Origin of the sequence: Brevibacillus borstelensis (assembly GCF_003710865.1) — a bacterium.
Lineage (GTDB): Bacteria > Bacillota > Bacilli > Brevibacillales > Brevibacillaceae > Brevibacillus > Brevibacillus borstelensis.
The window spans coordinates 70,471-96,210 of record NZ_RHHO01000009.1 but is presented as its reverse complement, the minus strand read 5'-3'; the positions used below and the strand labels follow the sequence as shown (position 1 = coordinate 96,210).

At 52.1% G+C, this 25,740-nt stretch carries 22 protein-coding genes and 1 pseudogene; 15 read left to right on the top strand and 8 right to left on the bottom strand.

Annotated elements, in window-relative coordinates; translation table 11 throughout:
* Positions 1–186: 186 nt before the first annotated feature.
* Both EDM54_RS04605 and EDM54_RS04600 read right to left on the bottom strand, forming a co-directional pair.
* Positions 187–1,263 (bottom strand): hypothetical protein, encoded by a 1,077-nt coding sequence (locus EDM54_RS04605; protein WP_003390132.1) that lies wholly within the window; start codon positions 1,261–1,263, stop codon positions 187–189.
* A complete protein-coding gene (locus EDM54_RS04600; protein ID WP_003390131.1) occupies positions 1,238–1,828 on the bottom strand; it encodes a sigma-70 family RNA polymerase sigma factor in 591 nt (196 codons plus the stop codon). Before EDM54_RS04600 ends, EDM54_RS04605 begins: the two co-directional genes overlap by 26 nt.
* A gap of 606 nt (positions 1,829–2,434) precedes the next feature.
* Here EDM54_RS04600 and EDM54_RS04590 point away from each other — a divergent pair.
* From EDM54_RS04590 to lpdA, 6 genes are all read left to right on the top strand, one after another.
* A complete protein-coding gene (locus EDM54_RS04590) occupies positions 2,435–4,303 on the top strand; it encodes a sigma-54-dependent Fis family transcriptional regulator (protein ID WP_035979890.1) in 1,869 nt (622 codons plus the stop codon).
* Positions 4,304–4,325: 22 nt separating this feature from the next.
* Positions 4,326–5,144 carry a lipoate--protein ligase family protein gene (locus EDM54_RS04585; protein ID WP_003390128.1) on the top strand — a complete coding sequence of 273 codons (819 nt, stop codon included), beginning with the start codon at positions 4,326–4,328 and terminating at the stop codon, positions 5,142–5,144.
* Between the two features lie 309 nt (positions 5,145–5,453).
* The gene (locus tag EDM54_RS04580) at positions 5,454–6,446 is read left to right on the top strand and encodes a thiamine pyrophosphate-dependent dehydrogenase E1 component subunit alpha (RefSeq protein ID WP_122957840.1); all 993 of its coding nucleotides are present in this window, start codon (positions 5,454–5,456) and stop codon (positions 6,444–6,446) included.
* 18 nt (positions 6,447–6,464) lie between these two features.
* The gene (locus tag EDM54_RS04575; RefSeq protein ID WP_003390124.1) at positions 6,465–7,502 is read left to right on the top strand and encodes an alpha-ketoacid dehydrogenase subunit beta; all 1,038 of its coding nucleotides are present in this window, start codon (positions 6,465–6,467) and stop codon (positions 7,500–7,502) included.
* Positions 7,503–7,572: 70 nt separating this feature from the next.
* On the top strand, positions 7,573–8,907 hold the full coding sequence (locus tag EDM54_RS04570; RefSeq protein WP_122957860.1) for a dihydrolipoamide acetyltransferase family protein: 1,335 nt from the start codon (positions 7,573–7,575) through the stop codon (positions 8,905–8,907).
* A 12-nt stretch (positions 8,908–8,919) separates the two neighbouring features.
* Positions 8,920–10,299, top strand: coding sequence for a dihydrolipoyl dehydrogenase (gene lpdA / locus EDM54_RS04565; RefSeq protein WP_039070176.1), 1,380 nt, complete (start codon positions 8,920–8,922; stop codon positions 10,297–10,299).
* A gap of 45 nt (positions 10,300–10,344) precedes the next feature.
* Here lpdA and EDM54_RS04560 read toward each other — a convergent pair whose 3' ends face one another.
* Positions 10,345–11,625 (bottom strand): Nramp family divalent metal transporter, encoded by a 1,281-nt coding sequence (locus EDM54_RS04560; protein WP_122957859.1) that lies wholly within the window; start codon positions 11,623–11,625, stop codon positions 10,345–10,347.
* A 372-nt stretch (positions 11,626–11,997) separates the two neighbouring features.
* On the opposite strand from EDM54_RS04560, the gene EDM54_RS04555 reads away from it, so the two are divergent.
* The 7 genes from EDM54_RS04555 to EDM54_RS04525 all read left to right on the top strand — a co-directional run bounded on the left by EDM54_RS04555 (position 11,998) and on the right by EDM54_RS04525 (position 18,034).
* Positions 11,998–12,576, top strand: a complete 579-nt coding sequence (locus EDM54_RS04555; protein WP_122957839.1) for a uracil-DNA glycosylase — start codon at positions 11,998–12,000, stop codon at positions 12,574–12,576.
* A gap of 220 nt (positions 12,577–12,796) precedes the next feature.
* The gene (locus tag EDM54_RS04550) at positions 12,797–13,717 is read left to right on the top strand and encodes a peptidase U32 family protein (RefSeq protein WP_255320319.1); all 921 of its coding nucleotides are present in this window, start codon (positions 12,797–12,799) and stop codon (positions 13,715–13,717) included.
* A 19-nt stretch (positions 13,718–13,736) separates the two neighbouring features.
* Positions 13,737–14,975, top strand: coding sequence for a peptidase U32 family protein (locus EDM54_RS04545; protein WP_122957838.1), 1,239 nt, complete (start codon positions 13,737–13,739; stop codon positions 14,973–14,975).
* A 117-nt stretch (positions 14,976–15,092) separates the two neighbouring features.
* Positions 15,093–15,359, top strand: coding sequence for a hypothetical protein (locus EDM54_RS04540; protein WP_141334173.1), 267 nt, complete (start codon positions 15,093–15,095; stop codon positions 15,357–15,359).
* Positions 15,360–15,655: 296 nt separating this feature from the next.
* The gene (gene hpf, locus EDM54_RS04535; protein ID WP_024984637.1) at positions 15,656–16,186 is read left to right on the top strand and encodes a ribosome hibernation-promoting factor, HPF/YfiA family; all 531 of its coding nucleotides are present in this window, start codon (positions 15,656–15,658) and stop codon (positions 16,184–16,186) included.
* Positions 16,187–16,787: 601 nt separating this feature from the next.
* Positions 16,788–17,054 carry a CD3324 family protein gene (locus EDM54_RS04530; protein WP_122957837.1) on the top strand — a complete coding sequence of 89 codons (267 nt, stop codon included), beginning with the start codon at positions 16,788–16,790 and terminating at the stop codon, positions 17,052–17,054.
* A 314-nt stretch (positions 17,055–17,368) separates the two neighbouring features.
* Entirely contained in the window at positions 17,369–18,034 is a 666-nt protein-coding gene (locus EDM54_RS04525) for a FusB/FusC family EF-G-binding protein (RefSeq protein WP_024984639.1), read from the top strand.
* Between the two features lie 393 nt (positions 18,035–18,427).
* On the opposite strand, the pseudogene EDM54_RS04520 reads toward EDM54_RS04525, so the two are convergent.
* From EDM54_RS04520 to EDM54_RS04500, 5 genes and pseudogenes are all read right to left on the bottom strand, one after another.
* Positions 18,428–18,535, bottom strand: a pseudogene (locus tag EDM54_RS04520) (LuxR C-terminal-related transcriptional regulator); the annotation flags it as partial.
* Positions 18,526–18,708 (bottom strand): response regulator, encoded by a 183-nt coding sequence (locus tag EDM54_RS04515; RefSeq protein WP_122957836.1) that lies wholly within the window; start codon positions 18,706–18,708, stop codon positions 18,526–18,528. The gene EDM54_RS04515 and the pseudogene EDM54_RS04520, both read right to left, overlap by 10 nt.
* Positions 18,709–19,875, bottom strand: a complete 1,167-nt coding sequence (locus EDM54_RS04510; protein ID WP_122957835.1) for a sensor histidine kinase — start codon at positions 19,873–19,875, stop codon at positions 18,709–18,711.
* Positions 19,876–20,294: 419 nt separating this feature from the next.
* Positions 20,295–21,914 carry a peptide ABC transporter substrate-binding protein gene (locus EDM54_RS04505; protein ID WP_122957834.1) on the bottom strand — a complete coding sequence of 540 codons (1,620 nt, stop codon included), beginning with the start codon at positions 21,912–21,914 and terminating at the stop codon, positions 20,295–20,297.
* Between the two features lie 133 nt (positions 21,915–22,047).
* Positions 22,048–22,629 carry a hypothetical protein gene (locus tag EDM54_RS04500; protein WP_141334175.1) on the bottom strand — a complete coding sequence of 194 codons (582 nt, stop codon included), beginning with the start codon at positions 22,627–22,629 and terminating at the stop codon, positions 22,048–22,050.
* Between the two features lie 165 nt (positions 22,630–22,794).
* Between EDM54_RS04500 and EDM54_RS04495 the strand changes: the two genes are divergently transcribed.
* Positions 22,795–24,414 (top strand): ABC transporter substrate-binding protein, encoded by a 1,620-nt coding sequence (locus EDM54_RS04495; RefSeq protein WP_003390107.1) that lies wholly within the window; start codon positions 22,795–22,797, stop codon positions 24,412–24,414.
* 136 nt (positions 24,415–24,550) lie between these two features.
* The gene (locus EDM54_RS04490; protein ID WP_003390106.1) at positions 24,551–25,732 is read left to right on the top strand and encodes an amidohydrolase; all 1,182 of its coding nucleotides are present in this window, start codon (positions 24,551–24,553) and stop codon (positions 25,730–25,732) included.
* The last annotated feature ends 8 nt before the right edge of the window (positions 25,733–25,740 follow it).

Sequence of the window (25,740 nt, the reverse complement as noted above, 5' to 3'; positions counted from 1 at the left end):
AAATCAACCCTTGACGCTAGACTTTTCCTGTCCTACACTCACAGGCGGTTGAAGAAAGGTCCCGCCAACAAACTGCGGATTTTGTACGCTAAGCCCCGTTTGATCTAAAAAAGCCGGTTTCCTGAACAATAAGGAAACCGGCCTCTTATTCTTGTTACGAATCTCGATTGATACTGTGGTGACTGGTCAGTTCTTCGCTGGCGTTTCAGATTTGTGTTCAATAACATGTACTACTTTTGGTTCAAGTGCTTTCATCATTTGTTCCTTTACATGATTGCTTACACTTGCTCCATTTTGGTCAGCTTGTAGCTCTTTTTCAACCTGTGTTTTTGCAATCACATCAATCACTTGTTGTTTAGAGACATTTTTAGAGGCGGCAACCTCCACAACAGATTTGCCTTTTGCTAATTCTTGTTTCAATTCTGTTGGGCTCATGTTTAGTAAAGAAAACAGGTTTTCATCATTTAAAAAGGAATCAGCAAAAGTATCAGGCTTGCCATCTCTGGTGAAAAAGCCTTCTACTTTAACAAGGTTTGAAGGTGTACGCTCGCCTCCGTGCAGAGTAACATCTATTCTATTGTCCTTAACAAATACCTGGTAGAACGGTATTTGGGACCCCTTTTCGATGTAATTCAATAGAAACGTCTTTTGATTCGGCTCCCCCATTGGCTCCATAGAAACCTCATAGCCGTCGATGCTGCCATACATTTTGTCAATGAGGTTATTTACTTTCTCTTTGATTTCCTGATTGGTTAAAGAACTGACAGGCTTCTCCTCCCAATTCTCTTGAATCACGCTGTCAATCTTGCCCGTAACACCGATGGTAAGGCTGATCTTTTTGCCGGCTCCTCCCTTTTCCTGCAGTGCGATGCTTGTCTGGATCGCTTGCTTTTTAGTTGAATCAGCGGGGGCTTCTCCAAGGTAGCTTGCATCGACAATCTCAAACGATCTTGTTTCGGGAAATGCGCTATACAGCTTCTCCAGTGCTGCTTTGCCAACCTCATCCACCTTGACTTGTTCAGCAGTCATTGGTGTTCTGGTAAGCATTTCAATCAGGGCAGGGGCCGCAAATGCTGCGGTTGGAATCAAAAACGCAGCAGCAACGATTCCGCCAATTACTCGTTTTTTCATGGGTTTTTCGCTCCTTTTTCGTTGCAAATATTGATAGTAGGATTGTTCGATTCGTTTGGAAATGGCCGGAGGGCACTCCATCGTTTCTGCCTCTTCGTGCAGATGCTCACGGATTTTGCGTTCGATAGTCATTGATCTTTTCCATCCTTTCCAGGGGGAGATTCCCTAAGTTTTTTCGAAGCGCCTGGAGGCCAGCATGATATCTAGACTTCACTGTACCCAGCGGAATGTCGAGCAAAGTCGCAATTTCTTCAAGGGTATAGTCGTGAAAAAAGCGGAAGATAATCACTGTCCGCTGTTTGTCGGTCAGTTTTCGTATGGATTGCGATATCATTTGGTTTGTACCATCCATCAAAGCAGTATGTTGATCCCAATAAGACTCTTCCCGAGAGAAGGCACGGATGCGTTCAAAAATTCGGAATCTCCTCCAGCTCTTGACCCGAAATCTCTGCACTTGACGGATTACCAAGCCGTGCAGCCAAAAGTGGAAAGGACGGTTCGTATCGTAGTTGGCAAGTGAGGTCCACATTTGCATATAGATCTCATTCATGATATCTTCCCGATCCTGCTGATGATCCACCAGAAAGGAGACTGTCCGGTAGATGTCCTTATAGGTGGCATCATACACCGTATGAAACGCCTGTTGATCACCCTCTTTCATTTTTATGAGTAATTGGTACATCTCTTCATTTTGCATTCAGAGGGCCCTCCTGAGTAAGCAGCTTACACCCTATATTGCCTCTCTATGGGAAAAAGGTTCGGGTCTCTTCTTAATTTTTTTCAAACGGTTGAGTGCGAGGGGCATTTCACCTTCTGCCGGATCAGTCACCGTACAATATTTGCTAATAGATGAAGCAAGAAGCGATGAGTTTCAGTTGATGGTAAAGGAATTGGCTGATTTAGTGCTACATCATCCTGGCGGTATTGTGAAGGTTAACAATCTGTGGTTAAGGTCATATTCCGTGTAAAACTGATGCCCTGTCAGTCGATACGGGCAAAAATACAGTTTTGTCCATCATAAATGATTATCAGACTTTGCGTGAAACTCGCTGGGTGTTTTTTTTTGCGAAGCAGAAATCACAGAAAGCCATTCGCTATCCCAAGCTACAGGAGAAGAAAAATTGAACGAAAAAGGCAAACTATAATGAGCTGGCTTTTCGACGGAAACACCGGCAGCCAAGACAAAGAGGTCATTTTCGGAATATTGAGAAACCGGATGAAAACAGGTAATCTATAGATATTCCCTTATCCATGAAAAGCAAAGGAGGGCGGCTCCTTGTATAACGAAACGCTTTCTTCGAAAATGTGGAAACGTTTTGTACAAGAAGGTGTTATCGACTCTGCACGCATCAACAAGCGAATCTCTGAATCGTGGCTTCGCTGCAAAAACAGGTATGTCGATCCCTATCTGGGGACGGGACGGGAAATTTTGAAGGGCGAGTCTTTTGACAGCCAGAAGCGGAAGCATCGGCAATTGCTCGAAATTACCTTGCCGCATGTGGAGAAAATGTCCAAATTTATTGAAGACACCGGGATGATCGCCATCCTGATAGACGCTGAGGGTTATGTGCTCTCCATGAAAGGGAAGAAGTCCATTTTGCAATATGCCGAAGATATCAATTTCGTGGAGGGCGTTCGCTGGACCGAAGAAGAGGTGGGAACAAACGCGATTGGCACAGCGCTCCATGCCGGAGAGCCGATCCTGATCAGCGGCCCGGAGCACTATTCGGTGGCTTCCCATAAATGGAGCTGCTCGGCCGCGCCTATTCACGACGACGAAGGCAAACTGGTCGGCATCCTCGATATCTCGTGCCCGCTGGAGCGAAGCCATCCCCATATGCTGGCCATCGTTTCCTCCATCGCTTATACCGTAGAGCAGGAATGGAGCAGAAGGCGCGAGCTGGAAGAGCTGGAGCTTATCCGCTGTGGATGGGAGCTGGCGGAGACGAATCAGCCGATCGTGATTTTGAACCTGCGACAGCAGGTCGTTTTCGTCAACAAAGCTGTTCGTCAAAAGATGCTGCAGTGGCCGGGAGCATGCGACTACCAGGACCTGTTGGACGAGTACCGCTATGTGGAACGAAAGCGTACGCCTGTCTACTCCAGGCAGCACGGAGGACTGCTCGGGTACTGTGCGGTATTGCTGGAGTCCGAGGCAAGCATCCGGCGTTTGCAAGCTCCGTTTCCGTCCAGTCAGATTCAGTTCCCGGGCGAAGCAGGAACAAGCAAAGCGTTCCGGCACGTTCTCGGGCAAATCGAACGCATCTCCAAAAGCAGCGCCAATGTATGCATCCGGGGGGAAAGCGGGACGGGGAAGGAGCTCGTCGCCCGGGCCATTCATCTGAACAGTCCGTACAAGGCGGGCCCCTTCGTTGCGGTGAATTGCGGCGCCATCCCCAAAGACCTGATCGAAAGCGAGCTGTTTGGCTATGCGGAAGGGGCATTTACCGGATCGCGGCGCCACGGATATAAAGGAAAGCTGGAGCAGGCAAACGGAGGCACCTTGTTCCTCGATGAGATCGGCGAGATTCCGCATCAGATGCAGGTTGCCCTGCTGCGCGTTTTGCAGGAAAGGAAGGTTACGCCGATCGGCAGCCATGCGGAAATTCCGGTAAATATTCGCGTCATTGCCGCTACGCACCGGGACCTGGCCCTGCTGGTGAAGGAAGGGAAGTTCCGGGAGGACTTGTACTACCGTCTGCACGTGTTCCCGCTCTATCTGCCGCCGCTGCGCGAGCGGAAAGAAGACATCCCCAGTCTGATTCGCTTTTTCTGCCAGCAGAATAAAGTGGAGCTGCCGGCTATCCCTCATGTCATGCGGCAGCTGATGGAATACGACTGGCCCGGGAACATTCGGGAGCTGTTCAATACATTGGAGAGGCTCAGCATTATCGGCGAAGAGGAGCTGCCATACCTCCTGCATGAACAATTTCAGACCGGGGCGGGAGGGGCAGCGTCCCCAAACCTGATGGCTGGATCGCTGACTGCTGTGAAAGGCGGTGGCGAGAGCGGGGGCGGCCGTGCGGAAACGTTGACGTACCGCGAGGAGCTTGAAAAGCAATCGATCATCCAGGCTTTGCAGAAAACGAATGGAAGCGCTTCCGCTGCAGCTGGTCTTTTGGGAATGCCACGCAGCACCTTTTACAGGAAATTGCAAAAGTACAACCTGTAAGGCAGCGCGGAAAGGAGATGGAATGGACAAAGCAAGCTTGCCTGCTCGGCTAGGCGCTATCGATGCCGCAGCCAACGTGATGACAGGAGACATCGTGGTTCCGTTTGCTTTCGATGAAGTGTACGGAAGGCAAGTAGGGCACGGCCTGCTGGAGCCCGCTGTTCATCTATGGAGGCATGAAAGAGCGTTTGTGCTCGGGTCGAGAGACTGGAAGCTGCCCCGGGTCCGGGAAGCTGTCCAGTGGCTGCAGGGACAAGGCTATTCCGTGACGGTTCGCAATTCAGGAGGAGCGGCAGTGCCGCTGGACCCCGGCGTCGTCAATCTGTCCCTGATTTTGCCCAATCGGCAAGGCGATCTGGATGTACAGCGCCACTTTGCCCTGATGGCGGAGCTCATCCGGCAAAGTCTGAAAAGCCGGTCTTGCAGGATCGAAACCGGGGAAGTAAGCGGCTCGTACTGTCCGGGAGAATTTGACGTCAGCGTCAGGGGGAAAAAGTTTTGCGGAATCGCCCAAAGAAGGCAGACGAGAGCAGTCATCGTCCAGGCATTTGTGCTGGTCGAAGGAAGCGGCGAGGCGAGAGGAAAGCTGGTCAAAGCGTTTTATGATCTCGCCGCCGGGGGAGCGTCTGCGGCAGACCATCCCATCGTGGAACCGGCCCGCATGTCGAGTCTGTCGGAGCTTGTGGGGGACATGACCGCAGAAGACTTTGTCGGGCTGCTCACACAGCAGCTTGCCTCGCTGTCATCACTCGTGCCGTACAGCGACTGCTTGCGGTTTGAGCTGGACGGCTTGCAGCAGGCTGTGGACGATTGCCGCAGGAGGTACCCTGTGCACGTGTAAGGAAAAAACAAAAGCGCAGCCATCGGTGTTTTCCGCACCGGTGGCTGTTTTTTTGTCCAAAAGCAGCTCTGGGGCACGTCTGAGACAAAATGAGACAGTTTGGGAATTCGTCTCATTTCGTATTGCAAGATAATGGGACGACGCGCGGACAATGCCCGTTTTTCAACGAAGCGGCGGTGTTTGCCGCGTTGGCACACGACTTGCTTCGGGTATAGGGCAAGGAAGGGGGAAGGCTGGCCGAAGCTGGGAATCGTGTGCGAGTAGTTGATTTGCGGGTTGTAAGCTCAGGAAAGATGGGAGGAAGCTCGAATGAAGATAACCGCGACAAAGGATAAGGTGTTGTCACAGGAAAAGGCGAGATGGATGTATCAAAAAATGCTGGAGATTCGCAAGTTTGAAGATGCCGTGCATCTCCTGTTTGGCCAAGGGAAGCTTCCGGGATTTGTTCATTTGTACGCTGGCGAGGAGGCGATTGCGGTGGGAGTCGGAGCCCATCTTGAAGTGCGGGACACGATTACGAGCACACACCGCGGGCACGGCCACTGCATTGCCAAGGGCTGCGATCTGGACGGGATGATGGCCGAGATTTACGGAAAGGCGACGGGGCTGTGCAAAGGGAAAGGCGGCTCCATGCACATCGCCGATCTGGACAAAGGGATGCTGGGAGCAAACGGCATCGTGGGAGGAGGCTTCCCTCTGGCGTGCGGAGCGGCTTTGACAGCCAAGCTGAAGCGGACTCAAAGTGTAAGCGTCTGCTTTTTTGGCGACGGAGCCAACAACCAGGGGACATTCCATGAGGGGATCAACCTGGCGGCGATTTGGAAGCTGCCCGTGATCTTCGTCGCCGAAAACAACGGATACGGGGAGGCGACGCCATTTACGTATGCCTCCAGTTGTACAAATATAGCCGACCGCGCAAGCGCTTACAATATCCCCGGTGTTATCGTGGACGGCAAAAATGTGCTGGAGGTCTACCGTGTCGCCGAAGAAGCGGTGAAAAGGGCCAGAGCGGGAGAAGGGCCGACCCTGATCGAGTGCATTACTTATCGCAACTACGGTCATTTCGAGGGCGACGCCCAAAAGTATAAAAAGGAATCGGAAAAACAGGCCCACATCCAGGAACGCGATGCGATCAAGCTGTTCCGGGATTATCTGACGGAAAGCCGGCTGCTAGCGGAAGCTGAATTGGGGCAGATAGAGGAAGCGGCGGAACAGTCGATTCAGAACGCGATCCGCTTTGCCGAACAGAGTCCATACCCGGAAGCGGGCGAGCTCTTGACCGATGTATACGTCTCTTATTAATGGAAGGGAGGAGAAATGATGGCGAGAAAGCTCAGTTTTTCAAAAGCGATTAATGAAGCGATGAAGATTGCGATGAAGCAGGACGAAAACGTCATTTTGCTGGGAGAAGACGTAGCCGGAGGGGCGCAGGTCGATCATCTGCAGGACGATGAAGCATGGGGCGGCGTTCTTGGCGTGACCAAAGGCTTGGTCCAGGAATTTGGCCGGGACCGCGTACTCGATACGCCGATTACGGAAGCCGGTTATGTGGGGGCGGCCATGGCTGCAGCCGCAACGGGCTTGCGGCCGATTGCGGAGCTGATGTTCAACGATTTTATCGGCAGTTGTCTCGACCAGGTGATGAACCAGGGGGCCAAATTCCGCTACATGTTCGGAGGCAAAGCCCAGGTGCCGATCACGATCCGCACGATGCACGGGGCCGGATTCCGCGCTGCGGCCCAGCACTCGCAGAGCTTGTATGCCATGTTCACCCACATCCCCGGCATCAAGGTGGTGGTTCCGTCGACACCTTACGATGCGAAAGGCTTGCTGCTGACGGCCATCGCCGACAACGACCCGGTCGTTTTCTTCGAAGACAAAACCCTCTACAACATGACGGGTGAGGTACCGGAAGGACACTATACGATTCCTCTCGGGAAAGCGGACATCAAGCGCACCGGCTCCGATGTGACCATCGTCGCCATCGGCAAACAGGTGCACACGGCTCTGGAGGCGGCCGAGCTGCTCGCCAAGAAGGGCATCGAGGTCGAGGTGGTAGACCCGCGCAGCTTGTCGCCGCTGGACGAAGACACCATCCTCTCCTCCGTAGCCAAAACCAACCGGCTCATCGTCATCGACGAAGCCAATCCGCGCTGCAGCATTGCGACCGACATCGCGGCGCTCGTTGCAGACAAAGGCTTTGACACGCTCGATGCGCCGATCAAACGGATTACGGCTCCGCATACGCCTGTGCCGTTCTCGCCGCCTCTGGAAGACCTGTATTTGCCCTCTGCGAAAAAAGTGATCGAGGTCGTCTCCGAATTGATCGGCGACGAGTCCATCATGGCGGTTTCCTGAAAAAGCGGGGCACTCCCCGAGCGCGGAGGAGTGCCTGCCAGCCCAATAAACGAGGGAGGGAATGGAAAACATGGCAGCGGAAGTGATCATGCCCAAATTGGGAATGTCCATGGTGGAAGGAACGGTGATCGCCTGGAAAAAGCAAGTCGGGGACCCAATCGCGAAAGGCGAGGGAATTGTCGACATCAGCTCGGAAAAAATCGAAATGGAGCTGGAAGCGCCGGCAGACGGCATCCTGATTGCGATCGCCGTCAATGATGGCGGAGTTGTACCTTATGGAACCGTACTCGGCTATATCGGAGAGTCGGGGGAGCAAATTGAACACGCATCCCATGCAGGAGCAGAATCAACCCAGGACGTGGCCGCAGCGGCAGTCGCGGCGGAAAAAACGGAGCCGGTGTCAGCAGCAGTCACGGCGGAAAACACGACACCAGCGCCGGCAGGGCGCAAAGGCAGCAATCTGAGAGTTTCGCCGGTCGCCAAAAAAATGGCGGAAGAAGCGGGATTGGATCTGGAGTCCATCACAGGTACTGGCCCGCAAGGCCGCATCACGAAGGAGGACGTGGAAAAGGCGTTGGCGAAGGAGGCCGCTTCCCGCGCAGAAACGGCCCCTCAGCCGCAAGGGACTTCTCAGCCTGCGGCAGCCCCTTTGTCATCCACGCAGCCTGCCGTGGAAGCTTCAAAAACGGCTTCCAATCAGGAAGTGGTGGAGCGTACCGCAGTGACCGGAATGCGAAAGGTAATCGCCACACGCATGCTGGAAAGCCTGCAGCAGAGCGCCCAACTAACGATGACCGCAAAGGCTGACCTGACCGACCTTTTGGCGTTGCAAAGACAGCTTGCCTCCGAACTGGAAAAGCGCCAGGAAGGGAAGCTTACCGTAACCGACTTGATCGCCCGGGCGGTTGTCCTTTCGCTGAAAAAGCATAGACTGATGAACAGCGCGTATTTGACCGATCAGCAGGAGCCGAGAATCGAGACATATGGACATGTCCATCTCGGAATCGCCGTCGCTCTGGAGAAGGGGCTCGTGGTCCCCGTAATCCGCCACGCTGACCAACTTTCGCTGCTGGAGCTATCGAAGGCGATCAAGTCGCTTGGCGAGCAAGCCCGCAACAACCGGCTGAGCGGCGACGAGATGAAAGGATCAACCTTTACGATCAGCAATTTGGGGGCGTACGGGGTAGAGCATTTTACGCCTGTGCTCAATCCTCCGGAGGCCGGCATTCTCGGTGTCGGCGCAATCGAGGCGGTGCCCGTTTACCGGGGAGAAGAGCTGCAACGGCGCAGCCTGCTTCCACTCAGCCTCACATTTGATCACCGTGTGCTGGATGGAGCGCCGGCGGCTCAATTTCTGGGAAGCGTCAAGGACTGCCTGGAGAATCCGCTGAGTCTGCTATTGTAAGGAGGAGACCTCGTGGGAACTGTAGTCATTATCGGCGGAGGACCGGCAGGCTACGTCGCTGCCATAACAGCCGCACGCAAAGGACAGCAAGTCATTGTCATAGAGGACCGCCAATTGGGCGGCACTTGCCTCAACGAAGGCTGCATCCCGACGAAATCGCTGCTGGAAAGCGCGGAAACGCTTGAAAAGGTAAAGCGGGCCTCCGCCTTCGGGATCGCCGTGCCGGCAAGCGGCGTGTACGTCGACTGGTACGGGGTCCAGCAATATAAAAACAGCGTGATGAAAAAGCTCGTCCTCGGCGTAGGATACCTGATGAAAAAAAACAAGGTGCAAGTCATCCAGGGGAAAGCTTCCTTTTTGACGGACCGGGTCGTGAAAGTGGAAAAACCGGACGGAGTGGAAGAAGTCGCCGCTGACCGCTTTATTATTGCAACGGGTTCCGAGCCGATCGAACTGCCGTTTGCTCCATTTGACGGAAGCTGGATCATCCACAGCAGTCAGGCGATGTCGCTTTCTCGCATTCCCGCCACGCTCCTGATCGTAGGGGGAGGGGTGATTGGCTGTGAATTTGCCAGCATCTACAGCAGAATGGGCGCAAAGGTCACGATCGTAGAAATGGCTGAACAACTGTTGCCGGGAGAAGACCGCGACATCGCAGAGGTGCTGAAACGGCGGTTGGAAGAGGATGGGGCAACCATTTATACCGGGACTGCCCTGTCGGGCGCAGATGCGGCAACGAAAACAGTGTCCGTACAAACGGGAGCCGGAGTGGAAGAAATAAGGGCGGAGCATGTATTGGTGGCAATTGGCAGAAAGCCGAGGGTAGAGGAGCTGGGGTTGGACCGGATTGGCGTGCAGTATTCCGGGAAAGGCATTCAGGTTGACGAGACTATGCAGACAAGCGTCTCCCACATATATGCCTGCGGAGACGTCATTGGCGGCATTCAGCTTGCCCATGTCGCTTTTCACGAGGGCGAAGTGGCGGCACTCAACGCTTGCGGCGTGGAGAAGAAAGCATCCTATCGCGCTGTCCCCCGCTGTATCTACACCTCGCCGGAGATCGCCAGTGTCGGGCTTACGGAGTTGCAAGCCAGAGAGCGGTACGGAGATGTCCGCGTTGGCGAATTCCCTTTTGCCGCAAATGGAAAAGCGTTGATCTTACATGAACAGGCGGGAAAAGTGAAGGTTATCGTCGAGCCGACATTCAATGAAATCGTCGGCATCTCGATTGTCGGTCCCCGGGCGACGGAAATGGTCGGTCAGGGAACCGTCATGCTGCATGCGGAAATGACGGCAGATGCCATGGAAGACTTTATCGCGGCCCATCCGACTCTGTCGGAAACGCTGCTGGAGGCCATACTGAATGCGACAGGCCAAGCCATCCATGGCTGAGACGCGGATTGCCGGTAAGCCATGCAAGTGAGTGGCGAACCCCTTTTAAAAAAGCGTCTCAACCAGCAGAAATATATTCAAAATGACAACCAAAAGAGCGACGATCCAAGCTAATAGCGTTGTCACACGATGATTCGCCAATCCCCCCATAATGCTCTTGTTGCTCGTAAATAGAATGAGCGGGACAAGGGCAAAAGCAATTCCAAATGACAAAACGACCTGGCTTGTCACCAATGCACTCGTAGGGTTTACTCCCGAAACGATGAGCAGCAGCGGAGGAATCATCGTGACGGCTCTGCGAATATACAAGTTGATTCGCATGTTTACAAACCCTTGCATGACAATATCGCCTGACAGTGTTCCGACCGACGAGCTGGACAATCCGGCGATGAGCAGTCCAAGCCCGAACGAAAAGGATGCGACTGGGCCGACATAAGCGTTAAATTCGTGAAAGGCTGTGGTTAAATCTTCGATGAATAGACCGTGTACATGAAACATTGCGGCGGACACGATCAGCATACTCATATTAATCGCTCCAGCGATAACCATTGCGATGACGATATCGATGCATTCAAACTTGAAGATTTGCTTTTTTTCATGATCGTTCCGTCCGATTACGCGATTTTTTGTCAGCGAGGAATGTAGATAAATGGCATGGGGCATAACCGTCGCACCCAATATGCCAGCGGCCAGCAGGATACTGTCTGTGCCTGCAAACCTCGGCATAAACAAGCTTTTTGCAATGGCTCCAAAATCCGGCTTTACCATGAAGGTCTGGACCGCGAATGCCAATACGACGATAAGCAGCATGGAAGCGATAACCGCTTCAAAGGAGCGGTAGCCCCTTCGCTGGAGCTCCAATATGGCAAACGAGCCTGCAGCCGTAATGACTGCAGCTGCAGGCATCTGAAGGCCGGATAACAAAGAGAGCCCGAGTGCCGCTCCGATAAACTCCGCTAAATCTGTCGCGATAATCACGAGTTCGCTCTGCACCCATAGAAAAAAAGACACGCCTTTAGGCAACCGTTCACGTGCTACTTCGGGCAGATTTTTTCCCGTCGCGATGCCCAGCTTTGCTGACAAGGATTGGATCAGGACGGCCATCAGATTGGAGACGGCAATCACCCAGAGCAACAGATAGCCGTATTTTGAGCCGGCTGTAATATTTGTCGCGAAGTTTCCTGGATCTATATAAGCAATAGAAGCGATAAATGCGGGGCCCAGAAAAGGAAGGAGCCTTTTTACGCCCGACAGCTCTCCTCTCAGTGCAGCCTGCGCGTTGCGGGAGTTTGTATGTCCATGTAAGAATGTCCGTTTGGTAAACATTTTGTCTTTCAATGATGTTCATCCTTTATGAATACCGTTCTGCTAGTGTCCTCATCTAGCTTTCCCAAAACTTGACTGCTTAACGGAAGATCATCATTTGCATGACAAAAGAAAAAGTCCCTTGCATTGAAGGGACAATCTTTATTGAACTTTTTTGATTGGGATATAAAGATCAACCTCGGAATTCGGGAGCCAGGTCGACATAGATGTAATCAAATGCATTCCCAAGTGTATCCAGTTTCTCCTTGTGGGTAACTTAAAAAGGAGCAGCCCTCATAGGAGCTGCTTCTTCTTTGTATGCGTTTGAAACTCCTTCCTCCATCCAATCCTATTCATAGGCGGATAGCCGACAACGACGGCGGAGGGATCGCGATGGATGCAACATGCCCGGCCATTTGGCCTGAGGAGGAGCCGCCAAAGGGCGTTGAGAGCTGCATGGATTGCGGACTGTTTGAGCACGGCTCGCGGATGATTTGGGGCGAAGGGAATCCGCATGCGCCGATCATGGTCGTGCTCGACAATCCGGGAGCAAGAGAAGACCGGCACGGAAACCCGTTTGTTTGCGGCACGAGAGAAACGCTGCAAAAGGTGGCTTACGAGACAGGGCTCGAGGAAAGAGATGTGTACGTTACGTATGTATTGAAGCGCCGTCCGACCCGGGCTTATGACAAAGAAGGAGCGAGAGAAGCCTGCATGCAGCATCTGCTCGTCCAACTGCAAAGCAAAACGCCCCAGCTCGCCTTTTGTTTGGGAAATGTAGCCACACAGGCGTTTTTCGCAAACAGGGAAGCGGAGGTGAAGGCGCTGCGGCAGCAGTGGCACTTCCCCCGTGGTGTGAAAACGGCAGTTTCCTACCATCCATTGGCTGTGCGCAGACGCCCTAACCTTTGGGCCTATTTTCTGGAAGATTGGAAGTTTCTTGTGTCCGTGTATAAAAAAAGCCGTCAGTAACAAAGTGAGCCTTGGTCATCTAATCGCCCGTGGGGATGGCCAGGGCTCTGTTTTTGTATCCGTCCAGCCACCCTTTTGCCGGGAGAAGACTTCAACTGGCATTGTCATTCCGAAAATCAGTGATTTCACCGGAGAAAATGGGGGAACCCCCTGATTGAGTGGAAGCGCTTTGGTCCATAAAATGGTTCTGTTGGCCTGTCTGAAAGAAAGGATGGTTCTGATGAATTTCCACATACCGGAGTTGGTTGTCTCCGCAGGCAGCCCGGAAGAAGCAGAGAAGCTGCTTGCAGCAGGCGCAGATGCCGTAACGGTGGGAGACGGGCGGTATGCGCTGCGCGTGCCGGGCAATTTTTCCATGCCGATGATCACTGACGTTGTCCGTATCGCTCACGGGCAAGGGAAAAAAGTATATGTCGCCCTGAATGCCCTGCTGCATCAAGAGGAATTGAACGGGTTGGACGAGTACGTACGGCAGCTTGCGCAAAGTAAAGTGGATGCGGTGGTGTTCGGTGATCCGGCGGTACTCGTGGCAATGCAGAAAACAGCGCCCGGGTTGAAGCGGCATTGGAGTACGGAAACGACGTCGACGAACTGGAGAACCGTCAATTTCTGGGCGAGAAAAGGGGCGAGCCGGGCGATACTGGCCCGTGAGCTGTCTTTAGAAGAAGTCATTGGCGTGAAACAGCAAAGCCGGATTCCGGTCCAGGTCCAGGTTCACGGCATGACCTGCATCTTTCATTCAAAGCGGCCGTTGGTCAGCAATTACCTGCACATTCTGGGCAAAGGGGACAACAAGCAGGAGCAGCTGATGGTATTGAAGGAAAATACGCGCAGCGGACAGCACTATCCCATTATTGAGGATCACAACGGCACACATGTCATGAGCCATGAAGATATATGCATGCTGGAGCACTTGGGAGTTTTGATCGAAAACGGCATCGATTCCTTCTACATAGAGGCGCTGGGCAAACCGCTTTCTTACAATTGCCAGGTTGTCTCCGTCTATCGCCAGGCGATTGACTGCCTGGCGAAAAATCCGCAGGCTGCACTTGACCCTGCCTTGCTGGATGCGATCAATGCGGTTCAACCGACGGAACGGCCGATTGGTACCGGCTTTTACTTTCGAGAGCAGGTTTATTAAAGGGGGAACGGAAACTGCGATGACAAATCAGACCAGGAAAAAACCGGAACTGCTCGCACCTGCCGGCAACTTGGAAAAGTTGAAGTTCGCCGTGCTGTACGGTGCGGATGCGGTATACATTGGCGGGCAGCAATACGGGCTGCGTGCCAAGGCGGGAAACTTCACGTTTGAGGATATGCGGGAGGGCGTGGCATTCGCCCATGAACGGGGAGCGAAGGTGTATGTGGCAGCGAACATCATGGCCCATAACGAAGATTTCGCGGGGATGGCCGACTATTTCCAAATGCTGCAAAAGGTTGGCATTGACGCCGTGATCGTGGCCGATCCGGCGATCGTCGATGTGTGCAGGGAAGCGGCCCCCGGTCTGGAGATCCATATCAGCACGCAAGCGTCCGTCACCAACTGGCAGGCGGTGCAATTTTGGGCGGAAGAGGGAATTCCGCGAGTCGTGCTGGCCCGTGAGGTTTCACTGCAGGAAATCTGCGAAATCAAACGGCACGTCGATATCGAGATCGAAGCGTTCGTGCATGGAGCCATGTGCATTTCCTACTCGGGCCGGTGCGTCCTGTCCAACCACATGACGAACCGCGACGCCAATCGCGGCGGCTGCGCCCAATCGTGCCGCTGGAAGTACGATTTGTTTGCGGAGGAAGAGGGCGACATGCATCCGTTATTTGCCGAGGGTGATGAGACCTTTACGATGAGCTCCAAAGACCTGTGCATGCTGGAGCATATCCCGGAGATGATCGAAGCGGGGGTGGACTCGCTGAAAATTGAAGGGAGAATGAAAAGCATTCACTATGTCGCTACCGTTGTCAACGCGTACCGGCAAGTCATTGACGCCTACTGGGACAGCCCGGAAACGTTCGTGTTCAAGCCGGAGTGGCGGGAAGAGATCATGAAGGCGGCCAACCGTCCGCTGACCACCGGCTTTTATTTCCACCAGCCGACCGAAGACGACCAGATCTTTGGCGTGCCGCCGAAAATGACCGCCTATGATTTTGCCGGACTGGTGCTTGCCTACGATGAAGAGACGGGCATCGCCACCATCGAGCAGCGCAACCATTTCAAACGGGGGCAAGAGGTTGAATTTATCGGACCGGGACGGGAGAGGTTCATCCAGCGGATCGGCGAGATGTGGGATGAAGAAGGGAACAGTCTGGACGAAGCCCCGCACCCGATGCAAAAGGTTTTGGTGAGAGTGGAGAAGCCGGTAAAGCCTTACGACCTGATGCGAAAGGAAAAAGGGACAACGTGACGGTTCGGCGAATATAATAAAATAATTGCTGTGATTGGTTAGCTACTGCGAAACAACACCTGGATATGACACAGGGGTTGTTTTATTTTTTAAGAGCATATTCAAGGAGTGGTTATGTTGAAAAAGTTCTTTGATTTTATTTGTAAGGGATTTTTTCACCCGTTAGATAAATTAATACTGCTATTTTTGGTGAGCTGGATCTCAAAACTGTTGTCAGAATGGACGGGGGTATTTTTCATTGGTGTGCCAACATTGATTTTGCTGATCATCTTTACAACGCCTCGATTTGAAAAAACTTGGTTCGCCCAAAAAGTTCTCAATCCATTAGGAAGCATTTCTGTAATCGCTTTATTAGTAATCGGAATGATTCTTATGATAACGTGAAGTTCTTTATGATGGCACTAACTGTAAGGATATACGAGATATACTCGGAGATGGCTTATCGGAGCCATTCACGCGATATACGTTTGCTTGGGAAGGTGAATAGAGGCGGAGCCACTTATTTGCGGCCGCGGCTATTTGTGGCAAATGTTTTAAATATTGCAACTGCCGAGCGGGATTTGACGCTTTTCGAGAGCAAAGTGTGATTTATCTCACACCGCTCTTTTTTTTATCGCCCATAATGAGAACTAGGGAGGACAAGAAAAGCTCCCCAGAAGCCGCGAAAGGGGTTTTCGCTCATGAGATGCAATATTCACGGTGACCATTTGGTTGTTACGCCAGCTTTAAGCGAGTATGTGGAAAACAAGGTAAGCCGTCTGGAGAAATTCGATTTGCTGACCGCTTCCGACGAGTGCCGGGTAACCCTGCGCGTAACGAAGAAACGCCACACGGCGGAAATGACGATTCCGACCCCAGGCGCCATTTTTCGGGCTGAAGAATCCACCGAGGATATGTACGCATCTGTCGATCTTGTAATTGACAAGCTGAACAGACAGATTCGCAAATATAAAAACCGCTTGGAAACCCGCAACAGGCAATTGCTGACCTCTCCGCCTGAGGCGTTTGCAGAGGAACCGGCGGAAGCACAGGAGAGCGTCGTCAGAATTAAGCGGTTCGAGTACAAACCGATGAGCGTGGATGAGGCGATCCTGCAAATGGATTTGCTCGGACACAATTTCTTTGTTTTTTCCAACGCGGAAACCAATCAGGTGAGCGTGGTCTACAAGCGAAATGACGGTGGATTTGGCTTGATCGAACCCTCCGTATAGTCGATGTGAACAAGCTTGAGGAAAAAGGATGCAGGAAAAAATACGCTGCTAAACGATTCGCCTGAAGGCAGCGGCCATGCCCGTAGCGGAACGAAGAGCTGCTGCTGCCCCAGATCAACAGTATAAAAGTTGATCTTGTACAAATCATTCGATGCCATCAAACCGCCCTGTGCGCCACAATGAACTGCGCCCAGGGTGTTTTTTCTTGTCTTGCAAATCAGGGAAACGAAAATGGCCGTGGCGACAGTAAAGGCCGACAGGCAACAGTTTGCGGTACGGGAGCTTTTCTGAAGGAAATGGAAGAAACGAAAATTTTCACCGAATCCAGGCCTGCTATTGAACACCGAATCCGTTCATGTATATGATGAAAGGGAGCGGACAATCGTTTCAAAGACAGCAAATGTCCGGGGAGGTGAGCAGCAATGGCAATAACGGGTTTGTTGCCGCATACGGCAGCCACTCATGCAAAGCCAAGTATTGGAGGCGATACTTTGCATGGGGCGGACATGAATTTTTCATCGCCCGTATGAGCATCGATCATTTCTAATCATTTGGCTTTGCCCCTTATTTCCATTCTCGAATGAATAAGGAGCGGGCAGAAATGAAATATGTAAAAGCAACGAACATATTACCTGAAGAGCTGATCAGCGAAATTCAGAAATATATCCAGGGTGAAACCATCTATATTCCAAAACCGAAAACCACCTATGAAAAATGGGGGGCGCGTTCTGGAGGAAGAAGGGCCATCCAGGAGCGAAACAGCGCGATTAAAGAAGCGTTTAAAAAAGGAAAGACGATCCATCAATTGGCTGACGATCACTTTCTTGCAGTGGAGACGATCAAAAAGATTGTGTATACAAACAAATAGGAAAAGACGACGGAAGCGCCGGTTATCGAGGGAATCGATTGCCGGTGCTTTTTTCTTGCAGGGACGTTTCACTTTTTTCTCAAGTGTATAGGGCTCAGTATAAGCGTTCCGGTCCGCATAAACAGCTTTTGCTGCCAAAGAATCCGCTGCTGCGAAAAGGATTCAAAGGGAAGCTTTTTATATGGCGAGTTCGTTTCTAAATCAAATCCGGCATTTCTTGCGAGCAGCACATTTTTTTATAGTGAAAGGGGGCGCAAATGAACAAAGCTCCCGAGAACGAACGGACGACAAATTGATTGCAAGGAGGGAACGGTATGGTTGAACCGTTTATTCGACACCATCAATATAACTTCATTAAAAATCAGGCGGAGATCGTGCAGAAGGCGACCGTATCCGTTGCCGATCCGAAAGTGCTGGAAGCCGTAAGGTACAGCGCGGAATCAAAGGTATTGAACGCGTTTCCGCATGCTACGGAAATCCAGGTGCAATTGTTGAAGAAAATAGCTTCTCTAAAAGAGGCAGAGGATTTCAAGCAGTATGTACACTCGCTATTGCCGTATGTAATCCCGTTTCCGCAGGTGACCGAAAAACAGCTCAAGAAGCTGTTCCCTAAAAATAAAAAGCTCAAGGTTCCCGATCTGCTGACGATTGATTACCACGCAATAACGTATCTGGGCTGGATGGATGTCGCCACAAACAAGTTGTTCATCGTGTACCCTGCAAGGGAAGATGTCGTTGGGATCGAAGGAAAGTATACGATCGCAAACAGGAAAAATACGTGCTCCTTATGCAATGGGCACGGGGAAGTGGCTTTGTTTTCGGCTATCAGCAAAACAAGGATGGCTCATGTATCGCCCGATTATTACAAAGCGATTGGCAACTATATTTGCACGGACAGCGCCCAGTGCAACAAAAGGATTACGGACGTGACGGCATTGGAGCGCTTTATCCACGATATTACAGGCCGCGCAATCGACTAGTTCACCCGGATTTGGCTGTATGGAATGTCCGCCTCATCTCTCAGTCAGGTCACCGGAACAGGCGATTTTTTGCTTGCATGGGCGATTTGATTTCGACCGTATCAAAAATGCATGAGGCTTGGTCAGGGGGAGCTGCCCTGCAGAGAGGAAATTCCGATAGTCATCGTGAACGTTTACGAAAGTAACAAGCGGCAGAATGACGAAAGTTTCTCTTCCGTTCCTATCAGCGGTAGACCGGGTTTAGCTGTCTGGTGTTCAAATTCCGCATGCAGGTGATCGTCGATGAGGCCTAATCGCCTGAAATACGCTGCACATAAGAAAAACCACCTCGTCGGGTGGTTTTTTGTTCTGGTACGAGCTGTCGGAGGCACTCAACAGGGAGAGATGCTTTCGCTATTTCTCTTTTGTCAAATACAGCACCAGCTCAGTGCGGCTGTTCAGATGAAGCTTGCCAAGGATATGGGACACATAGTTTTTTACGGTGCCTTCGCTCAGAAACAGTGTCTCGTCAATAGCCTCTTGCCCTGCATGACCTGCTCGGCCGCAGGGTATGTTTCCTTTACAGCCTTGGTCGCTTCCGCGCCAGTCATGACGCGCATCCTGAGGTCCATGAGGGTCATTTTCAAGCCATCTCGAACAATTCTCTGGTCATCGACAATCATGATATCTGTCATCTAGACACTCTCCCTAGCTGTGACATAAGGAATCTTGGCGATTACCGCAAAGCCGCGGTCTTTTTCCGAGCAAAAGCGGACCGTGCCTTCAAGCAGCTGGATTCTTTCCTCGATGCCGCGGAGCCCATGAGATTTGGATATCTCGCTGCAGCCGCTGCCATCGTCTTTTACCGCGACGTGTATGAAATGGCCTCGCTTGGCTACTTCAATCTGAAAGGCACCGGGATTTCCGTGCTTCACACCATTGGTGACAGCTTCCCGCACCGTTTTGTAAATGCAGTTTTTGATGTCCGGAATGGCGTGCTCTACGGCTTCGTCAAAAACGAGCTGGCATGTCAATCTGCCGGACATGTGCATGCTGCTTGCGATTTCCTCCAATGACTCTTGCAGCTTCCCGCCGCTGTTTTTCCCGGCGTCTTCCTTGAGCAGATCAACCGCCTTGCGCAGATCTTTCATGGACGCTTTCGAGATGCCAAGCGCCTTTGCTATCACTTCCTTTGACTGCCGGGGATTGGAATCGAGGACATTTGCGGCAAACTCCAGATGCATTTTGAGCGCCACCAGTCCGTGCCCGATCGAATCGTGCAACTCCTGCGCAATCCTTGTCCTCTCTTTTACAACGGCCATTTCTTTCATCTCCTCAGAATACGCCAGGAGCTGGGCGTTGGCTTCAAGCAATTGAGCGTTCGCTGCCGCCCCTTTTTCTTTCTCCAAATTGATCTGCCGGATCAAATAAACGATCAGCAGCATGCCGAGGTAAGGGAACAGCGCTTCTTTCAGTCCAGCTTTGAGGGCAAGGACAGCACAGAGGTACACGAGCGCATGCAAAACGAGCATGCTGACGGGAAGAGCGCCGGTGACAAGGAACAGCTCGATTGCGGGAAAGACATAGTAAACGCTGGTGGCGGAGCTGTTGAACCAGACCATGTAGACACCGATCCCGACGATACTCGCAGACATGGATAAATAGTAAAGCCTGCGGTTTGTGCTGAGCAGACGATAAGCGTGCCGTATATAGTCATTTGCCTGGATAAGCAAAATGCCGATTGCAAACAGAGTCTTCATCACTGGCGAGGTGTTCGGCATGGTAAAAATGTCCGCTTCGATAAGGAGCACGAGGGCAACGCGCAAGAGTATAGTCATAAGCCCTGTATGTTTGTTTTTCACAGCTGTCACATCCAAAAGTAAGCGTCAGTACAAGCACTATTGTATACGATGGTCGGCCGGGAAGGGGGATATATTACAAAAGTCATGGCGAAAGAACCTGCTTCTGTCATCGGCAAGCGGTTACGGAAGTTTTTTCGGCCTGATCAGCATGGCCGTCCTGATCTGTTTGTCTAACGGGTGAAGGTAAGGGGGCTCCGTATTCGCAGGTAAGTTGGTTGCGAGCCTGTTTGCCGTACTGGGTGAGGAGTACGGGGGAGTGGCTGCCTGCTTCCGAGGCTGACCGAGCGGTACGGAAAAATGAAGGCAACGCTAGTCGCCATAGCTCTACCCGAATCGAAAATTTGACAAAAAACCGCGCAGCCCACACTTCATCGTGTGGGCTGCGTGCATGATATGAACCGGACGCCCCGGCTTCCACGCTACTTTTCGATATACGCGTACTTGAAGTAGGAACCGCCCAGCGGCAGGATGACGAAATCCTTCACCTTGTCGTTTTTCACATAGGCGTTTCCGCGGAAGTGGAGCGGAGCCAGCGGCATTTCCTCCATCAAAATCTTTTCTGCCTCAAACATCAGCTTTTTGCGCTTCTCCGGATCGGTTTCGTAGTAGCTTTGGTTAAGCAGATCGCGATACTTTTTGTTGTCAAAGCGGACTACGTTGTTGCCCCCGGCCTTGTCCTTGTACATTTCCAGAAAGTTGATCGGGTCGTTGAAATCCGCCCCCCACAGCCAGATGCCAAAATCGTACTTGCCATTTTGTACGTCGGAATTAAACACCTTCCACTCCGAGGTGCGGATCTCGATGTCGAGCCCCAGCGTTCGCTTCCACCCGTCCTGCAGGGCTTGCGCCAGCTTTTTGTCCGTCTCGCCGGTGTCATAGTAGTAGGTGACCTTCGGGAATTCCTTCAGTCCCAGCTCCTGCATCCCTTCGGCCAGAAGCTGCTTTGCCTTTTCCACATCTTCTTTGAAATAGCCGTCCGGATTCAGCCCCATGGAAATGGGCACCCAGCCGTACGCCGGAGGAACTCCAGTCTGCAGGATGTTGTCGATCAGCTCCTGGCGGTTGATGGAATAGGCGAATGCCTGGCGAATCTTTTTGTTGGTGAACGGCGGCTTTTCCGTGTTGAAGATGACGGCCTTGGTGCCGGGATTGTCCGCGACAAGGAGCCGGCCTTCTTCTTTGAGCTGTCCGACCGCGTCCGGCGACAAGCCAAAGGACGGGTAGCCGCCCCAGTCGAGGTCGCCGTTTTCAAACATGGAAAGGGCCGTGTTGTTGTCCTCGATCATAACGATTTCGATGCGGTCCAGCTTGACGCTGGCCTTGTCCCAATAGGTCGGACTTTTACTGAATGCCATCTTGGCCTTATGCTCCCACTCATCGATCACGAACGGGCCGTTCCCAACGATGGTGGCTGCTTCCGTAGCCCATTTCGGACTGTTTTCGACCGTTTCCTTATGCAGTGGATAGTAGGTGGTGAAGGAGGTAAGCTCGCGGAAAAACGGAGTCGGCGAGCGCAAGGTGAATTCGACGGTGTAGTCGTCTGTTGCCTTGACTCCTACATCCTGCGGCGTCCCTGTCCCGTTGAAGTATTCCTCGCCGCCTTTGATGTAGAAGAGCTGGTAGGCGTAAGCTGAGGCGGTTTTGGGGTCGAGATTGCGCTTGATCGCGTATTCAAAATCGTGTGCGGTGACGGGATCGCCGTTGCTCCACTTGGCATCCCTGCGGAGGATAAAACGAAACTGGGTAAAATCGGGGGTATTGGTAAAGCTCTCGGCAACTGCGTTGATCAGTTCTCCTTGCCGATTCACAGCGGTTAAGCCTTCAAAGGCAAGATTGATCATATCCATGGAAGACGCATCTGTCGCGATGCCCGGGTCCATCGTCGGCGGTTCCCCGGTGATGCTCCAATGCAGTACCATCGGTTCGGTTGAAGACGTTTCGGAAGCAGGCAGAGCATTCTGTGAAGCATTCTCGCTGCAACCCGTTACAAGACTAAAGAGCAAAGCCGCGGCGGACAAGGCTGAAAACCATTTTTTCATGCTTTTCCTCCCAAATTGTCTTTGTCATTGCTAAAAGGATAAGGTGGAAAAATGATTATGTCATTCACCGTGATGTATAAATATAAGCCGAAATTAGCTCATAAAAAGTCAGTAGATTCATACAATTTGTCCCTTAACGAATAAAACGCATGGAAGAGGAGGTTTTGACTCGGGATAGCAAGGCAGCCGAAAATCCAGAAAGAAAATTTTTTTCAGGGCTGCCGGCTGGCGTAAATAGCGTCAACCGGGCGTGAACAGCAGTAAACTGGCGCGACCTGGCGTAAACTGGAGCAAACGCCGCAAACACTGCAAACACTGCAAACACTGCAAACACTGCAAATACTGCAAATACTGAAAATACTGCAAATACTGAAAATACTGCAAATACTGCAAACCATTGCCGATGCTGCAACCGCTGCAAACTGCCGCGAACGTCGCAACCGCTGCAAATGGTCGCCAGCGCTGCAAACGCGACAAACTGCACAAATCGTCGCGAGCTGCCGCAAACGCGACAAACGACAAACTGCTGTTGCTGCAAATCATAGAGAAAGGCATCTGAACGCAGGTGTCTTTTTTTCTTGACTGAACTGCCAGAGTAACGAAAAAGGGCATAAAGAAGCCATTTTAACGAAATATGACCTTCCGGTTGTAAAAAAATTTTCTTTATACTATTTTCAAATGTAAAAAAATTTACTATAATCCACCTTAAAGTCAATTCGACAAATTAATAAGATTTTCTATTTTTCGACATTATCAAAATCTCTCGGCGAGGAGGAGCTGACAAAAAAGTGGTTTGACATGAGGCTTGCAGCTTTCATCAGGAATGACAACTTGGAAGTTACCCGGCACCAATTTCAGGAGAAAAAAAGGGGGAGTTGTAATGAAGAAGCTTGCTATCAAGACGTCTGTTGTTTTATTGGCTGCACTGTTAGCGCTTACAGGATGTTCGTCCGGTTCCAATCCGTCCGATAAATCGTCAGAAAAGTCCGCAAGCGAGAAAATACTCGTAGTGGGACGGGGCGGAGACACAGTCACCCTCGACCCGGCGCAATCCACAGAAGACGAATCAAATCGCGTGACAGAGGAAGTCGTCGAAACCCTGGTTACATACAAAAAAGGGACCTCCGATCTGTCTCCTCTGCTGGCCAAGAGCTGGGAGGTTTCACCCGATAAGCTGTCGGTGACCTTCAAGCTGGAGGAAAATGTAAAGTTCCATGACGGCACCCCGTTCAACGCTGATGCAGTCGTGTTCAACTTCGAGCGCTGGTGGGACCCGAACCATCCGTACCATCAGGGAACGTTCTCGATCTTCAAAACGGATATGGGCGGATTCAAAGGCGATGATTCTACCGTGATCGAAGGCATCGAGAAGGTAGATGACCATACGGTACGGGTCAAGCTGAAGCACCCGTTTGCCCCGTTTGTCGCGATGCTGACAGAACCGCAATACGGCATCGTTTCGCCGGAGAGCTTGAAGAAGAGCAATGGTCAGTTTAAAGACCAACTGATCGGAACCGGGGCCTTCCAGTTTGTAAGCTGGACTCCAAACGACAAGGTCGTTCTCAAGAAAAATCCGGAATACCGCGTTCCTGGCTTCCCGAAAGTAGACCAGCTGATCTTCCAGGTAATCAAAGACAACTCGGCTCGTCTGAATGCATTGAAGTCGGGGCAGATCGACCTGATGGAAGGGGTCAATCCTTCCGATGTCAGCTCTCTGGAAAAGCTGCCCAATCTGAAAACGTACACCAGCGCGAGCAACAACGTCGGCTATCTGTCTTTCAACACCAAGCAAAAACCGTTTGACGATCCGCGCGTCCGTCAGGCGATCAGCATGACTATCGACAAGCAAGCGTTGATCGACGCCTTCTATTACGGACAGGCGGAGCCGGCTGTAACGATTCTTCCTTCGGGGAGCTGGGGCTTCAACAAGGAATTGAAAACCTATCCGGTTGACATCGAGAAAGCAAAGCAGCTGCTGGCCGAAGCAGGCTATCCAAACGGCTTCCAAACGGAACTGTGGGCCATGCCTGTCGCCCGTCCGTACATGCCGCAGCCGGAAAAAATCGCAACGGCCTTGCAGGCGAGCATGAAGCAGATCGGTGTCGACGCCAAAATCGTTTCGTTTGAATGGGCGACGTATCTCGACAAGGTACAGAGCGGCGAAGCGCCAATGGCTCTCTTGGGCTGGTCCTCCGCTACCTGGGACCCGACGACGATGATGTACACGCATCACCGTTCCACGGACAGCGTGCCGACCAACAATATCTCAATGTATAAAAATCCAGAAGTGGACAAGCTGCTCGATGATGCACTACAGGAGCCCGATCAGGAAAAACGGGCGGAGATGTACAAAAAAGCGCAGGAAATCATCTATCAAGACGCGCCGATCAACCCGCTGGTGCACTCGACTCCGGTGCGGGCGGCTAGCGCGAGGGTAGCGAATTACGTTCCGCAGGTTACCTACGGTCCGCAGTTTACGGATGTAGATCTCACCAATTAGAAAACGCCTGCACGGTTTTACAAAAACGTGAGGGCAAAAAATAGAGAGCTGCACCTGCATGTCTTGCGGCAACGCGTGCAGGTGCGGTCACCTTACGGGGAAAGAATGACGAAGCGCGAGGAGGCGACGGTGCCCGATGAGTACCACACGCGATCATCTGGAGACTATGGCAGAGCAAATCAAGGAACAAGTCATTGCATGGAGGCGTCACCTTCACGAAAATCCGGAGCTTTCGTATGAGGAAGTGAACACCTCCCGCTTTATATATGAAACGCTGCAAACGTTTGAGGGACTGGAGCTGTCGCGGCCGACTGAAACGAGCGTAATGGCCCGGCTGATCGGCAGCGAGCCGGGAAAAACATTGGCGATTCGGGCCGACATCGACGCATTGCCGATCCCGGAAGAAAATGATTTTTCGTTTGTTTCCAAAAATCCCGGCGTCATGCATGCCTGCGGACATGATGGACACACCTCGATCCTGCTCGGGACGGCAAAAATTCTGGCCGGCATGCGCGAGCAGGTAAAAGGGGAAATCCGCTTCCTGTTCCAGCACGCCGAAGAGCAGTTCCCTGGCGGAGCGGAGCAAATGGTCGAGGCGGGCGTGATGGATGGAGTCGACATGGTGATCGGGCTTCACCTGCATTCTCCGCTGGAGGTAGGGTACGTGGCCGTCAGTGCGGGGCCTTCCCACGCGGCTGCCGATACGTTTGAAATTACGGTGTTGGGCAAAGGCGGGCATGCCGCGCAGCCGCATGACACGGTAGACAGTCTGGCTGTAGCCGCGCAGGTCGTAACGAATCTGCAATATGTGGTCTCGCGCAATACGGACCCGATCGAGCCGCTCGTCCTCTCTGTGACCAAAGTGACAGGGGGAACGGCCAACAACGTCATTCCTGGCGCTGTCCACCTGGGCGGTACAGTCCGCTTGTACAATCCCGAGGTGCGCAAGACGATTCCCACTTTGATGGAACGCGTCATCAAAGGCGTCACCGAGGCTCACGGAGCGTCGTACGAGTTCCATTACACGTACGGAAATGCCCCGGTCATTAACGACAATGAGCTGACGGCAAAAGTGAAAGAAACGTTGGTCGAGGTATTCGGGGCAGATCAGGTTCAGCCGCTGATTCCTACGATGGGCGGAGAAGACTTTTCTTCTTTCCTTACGAAGGCGCCCGGCACGTATTTCTGGGTGGGAGCGGGCAACGTGTCCAAAGGAATCGTCCATCCGCATCACCACCCCCGCTTTACGATTGATGAGGATTCGCTTGTCATCGGCGTCAAAGCGTTTACGAACGTTGCACTTTCACTGCTCAAATAGCTTGGACA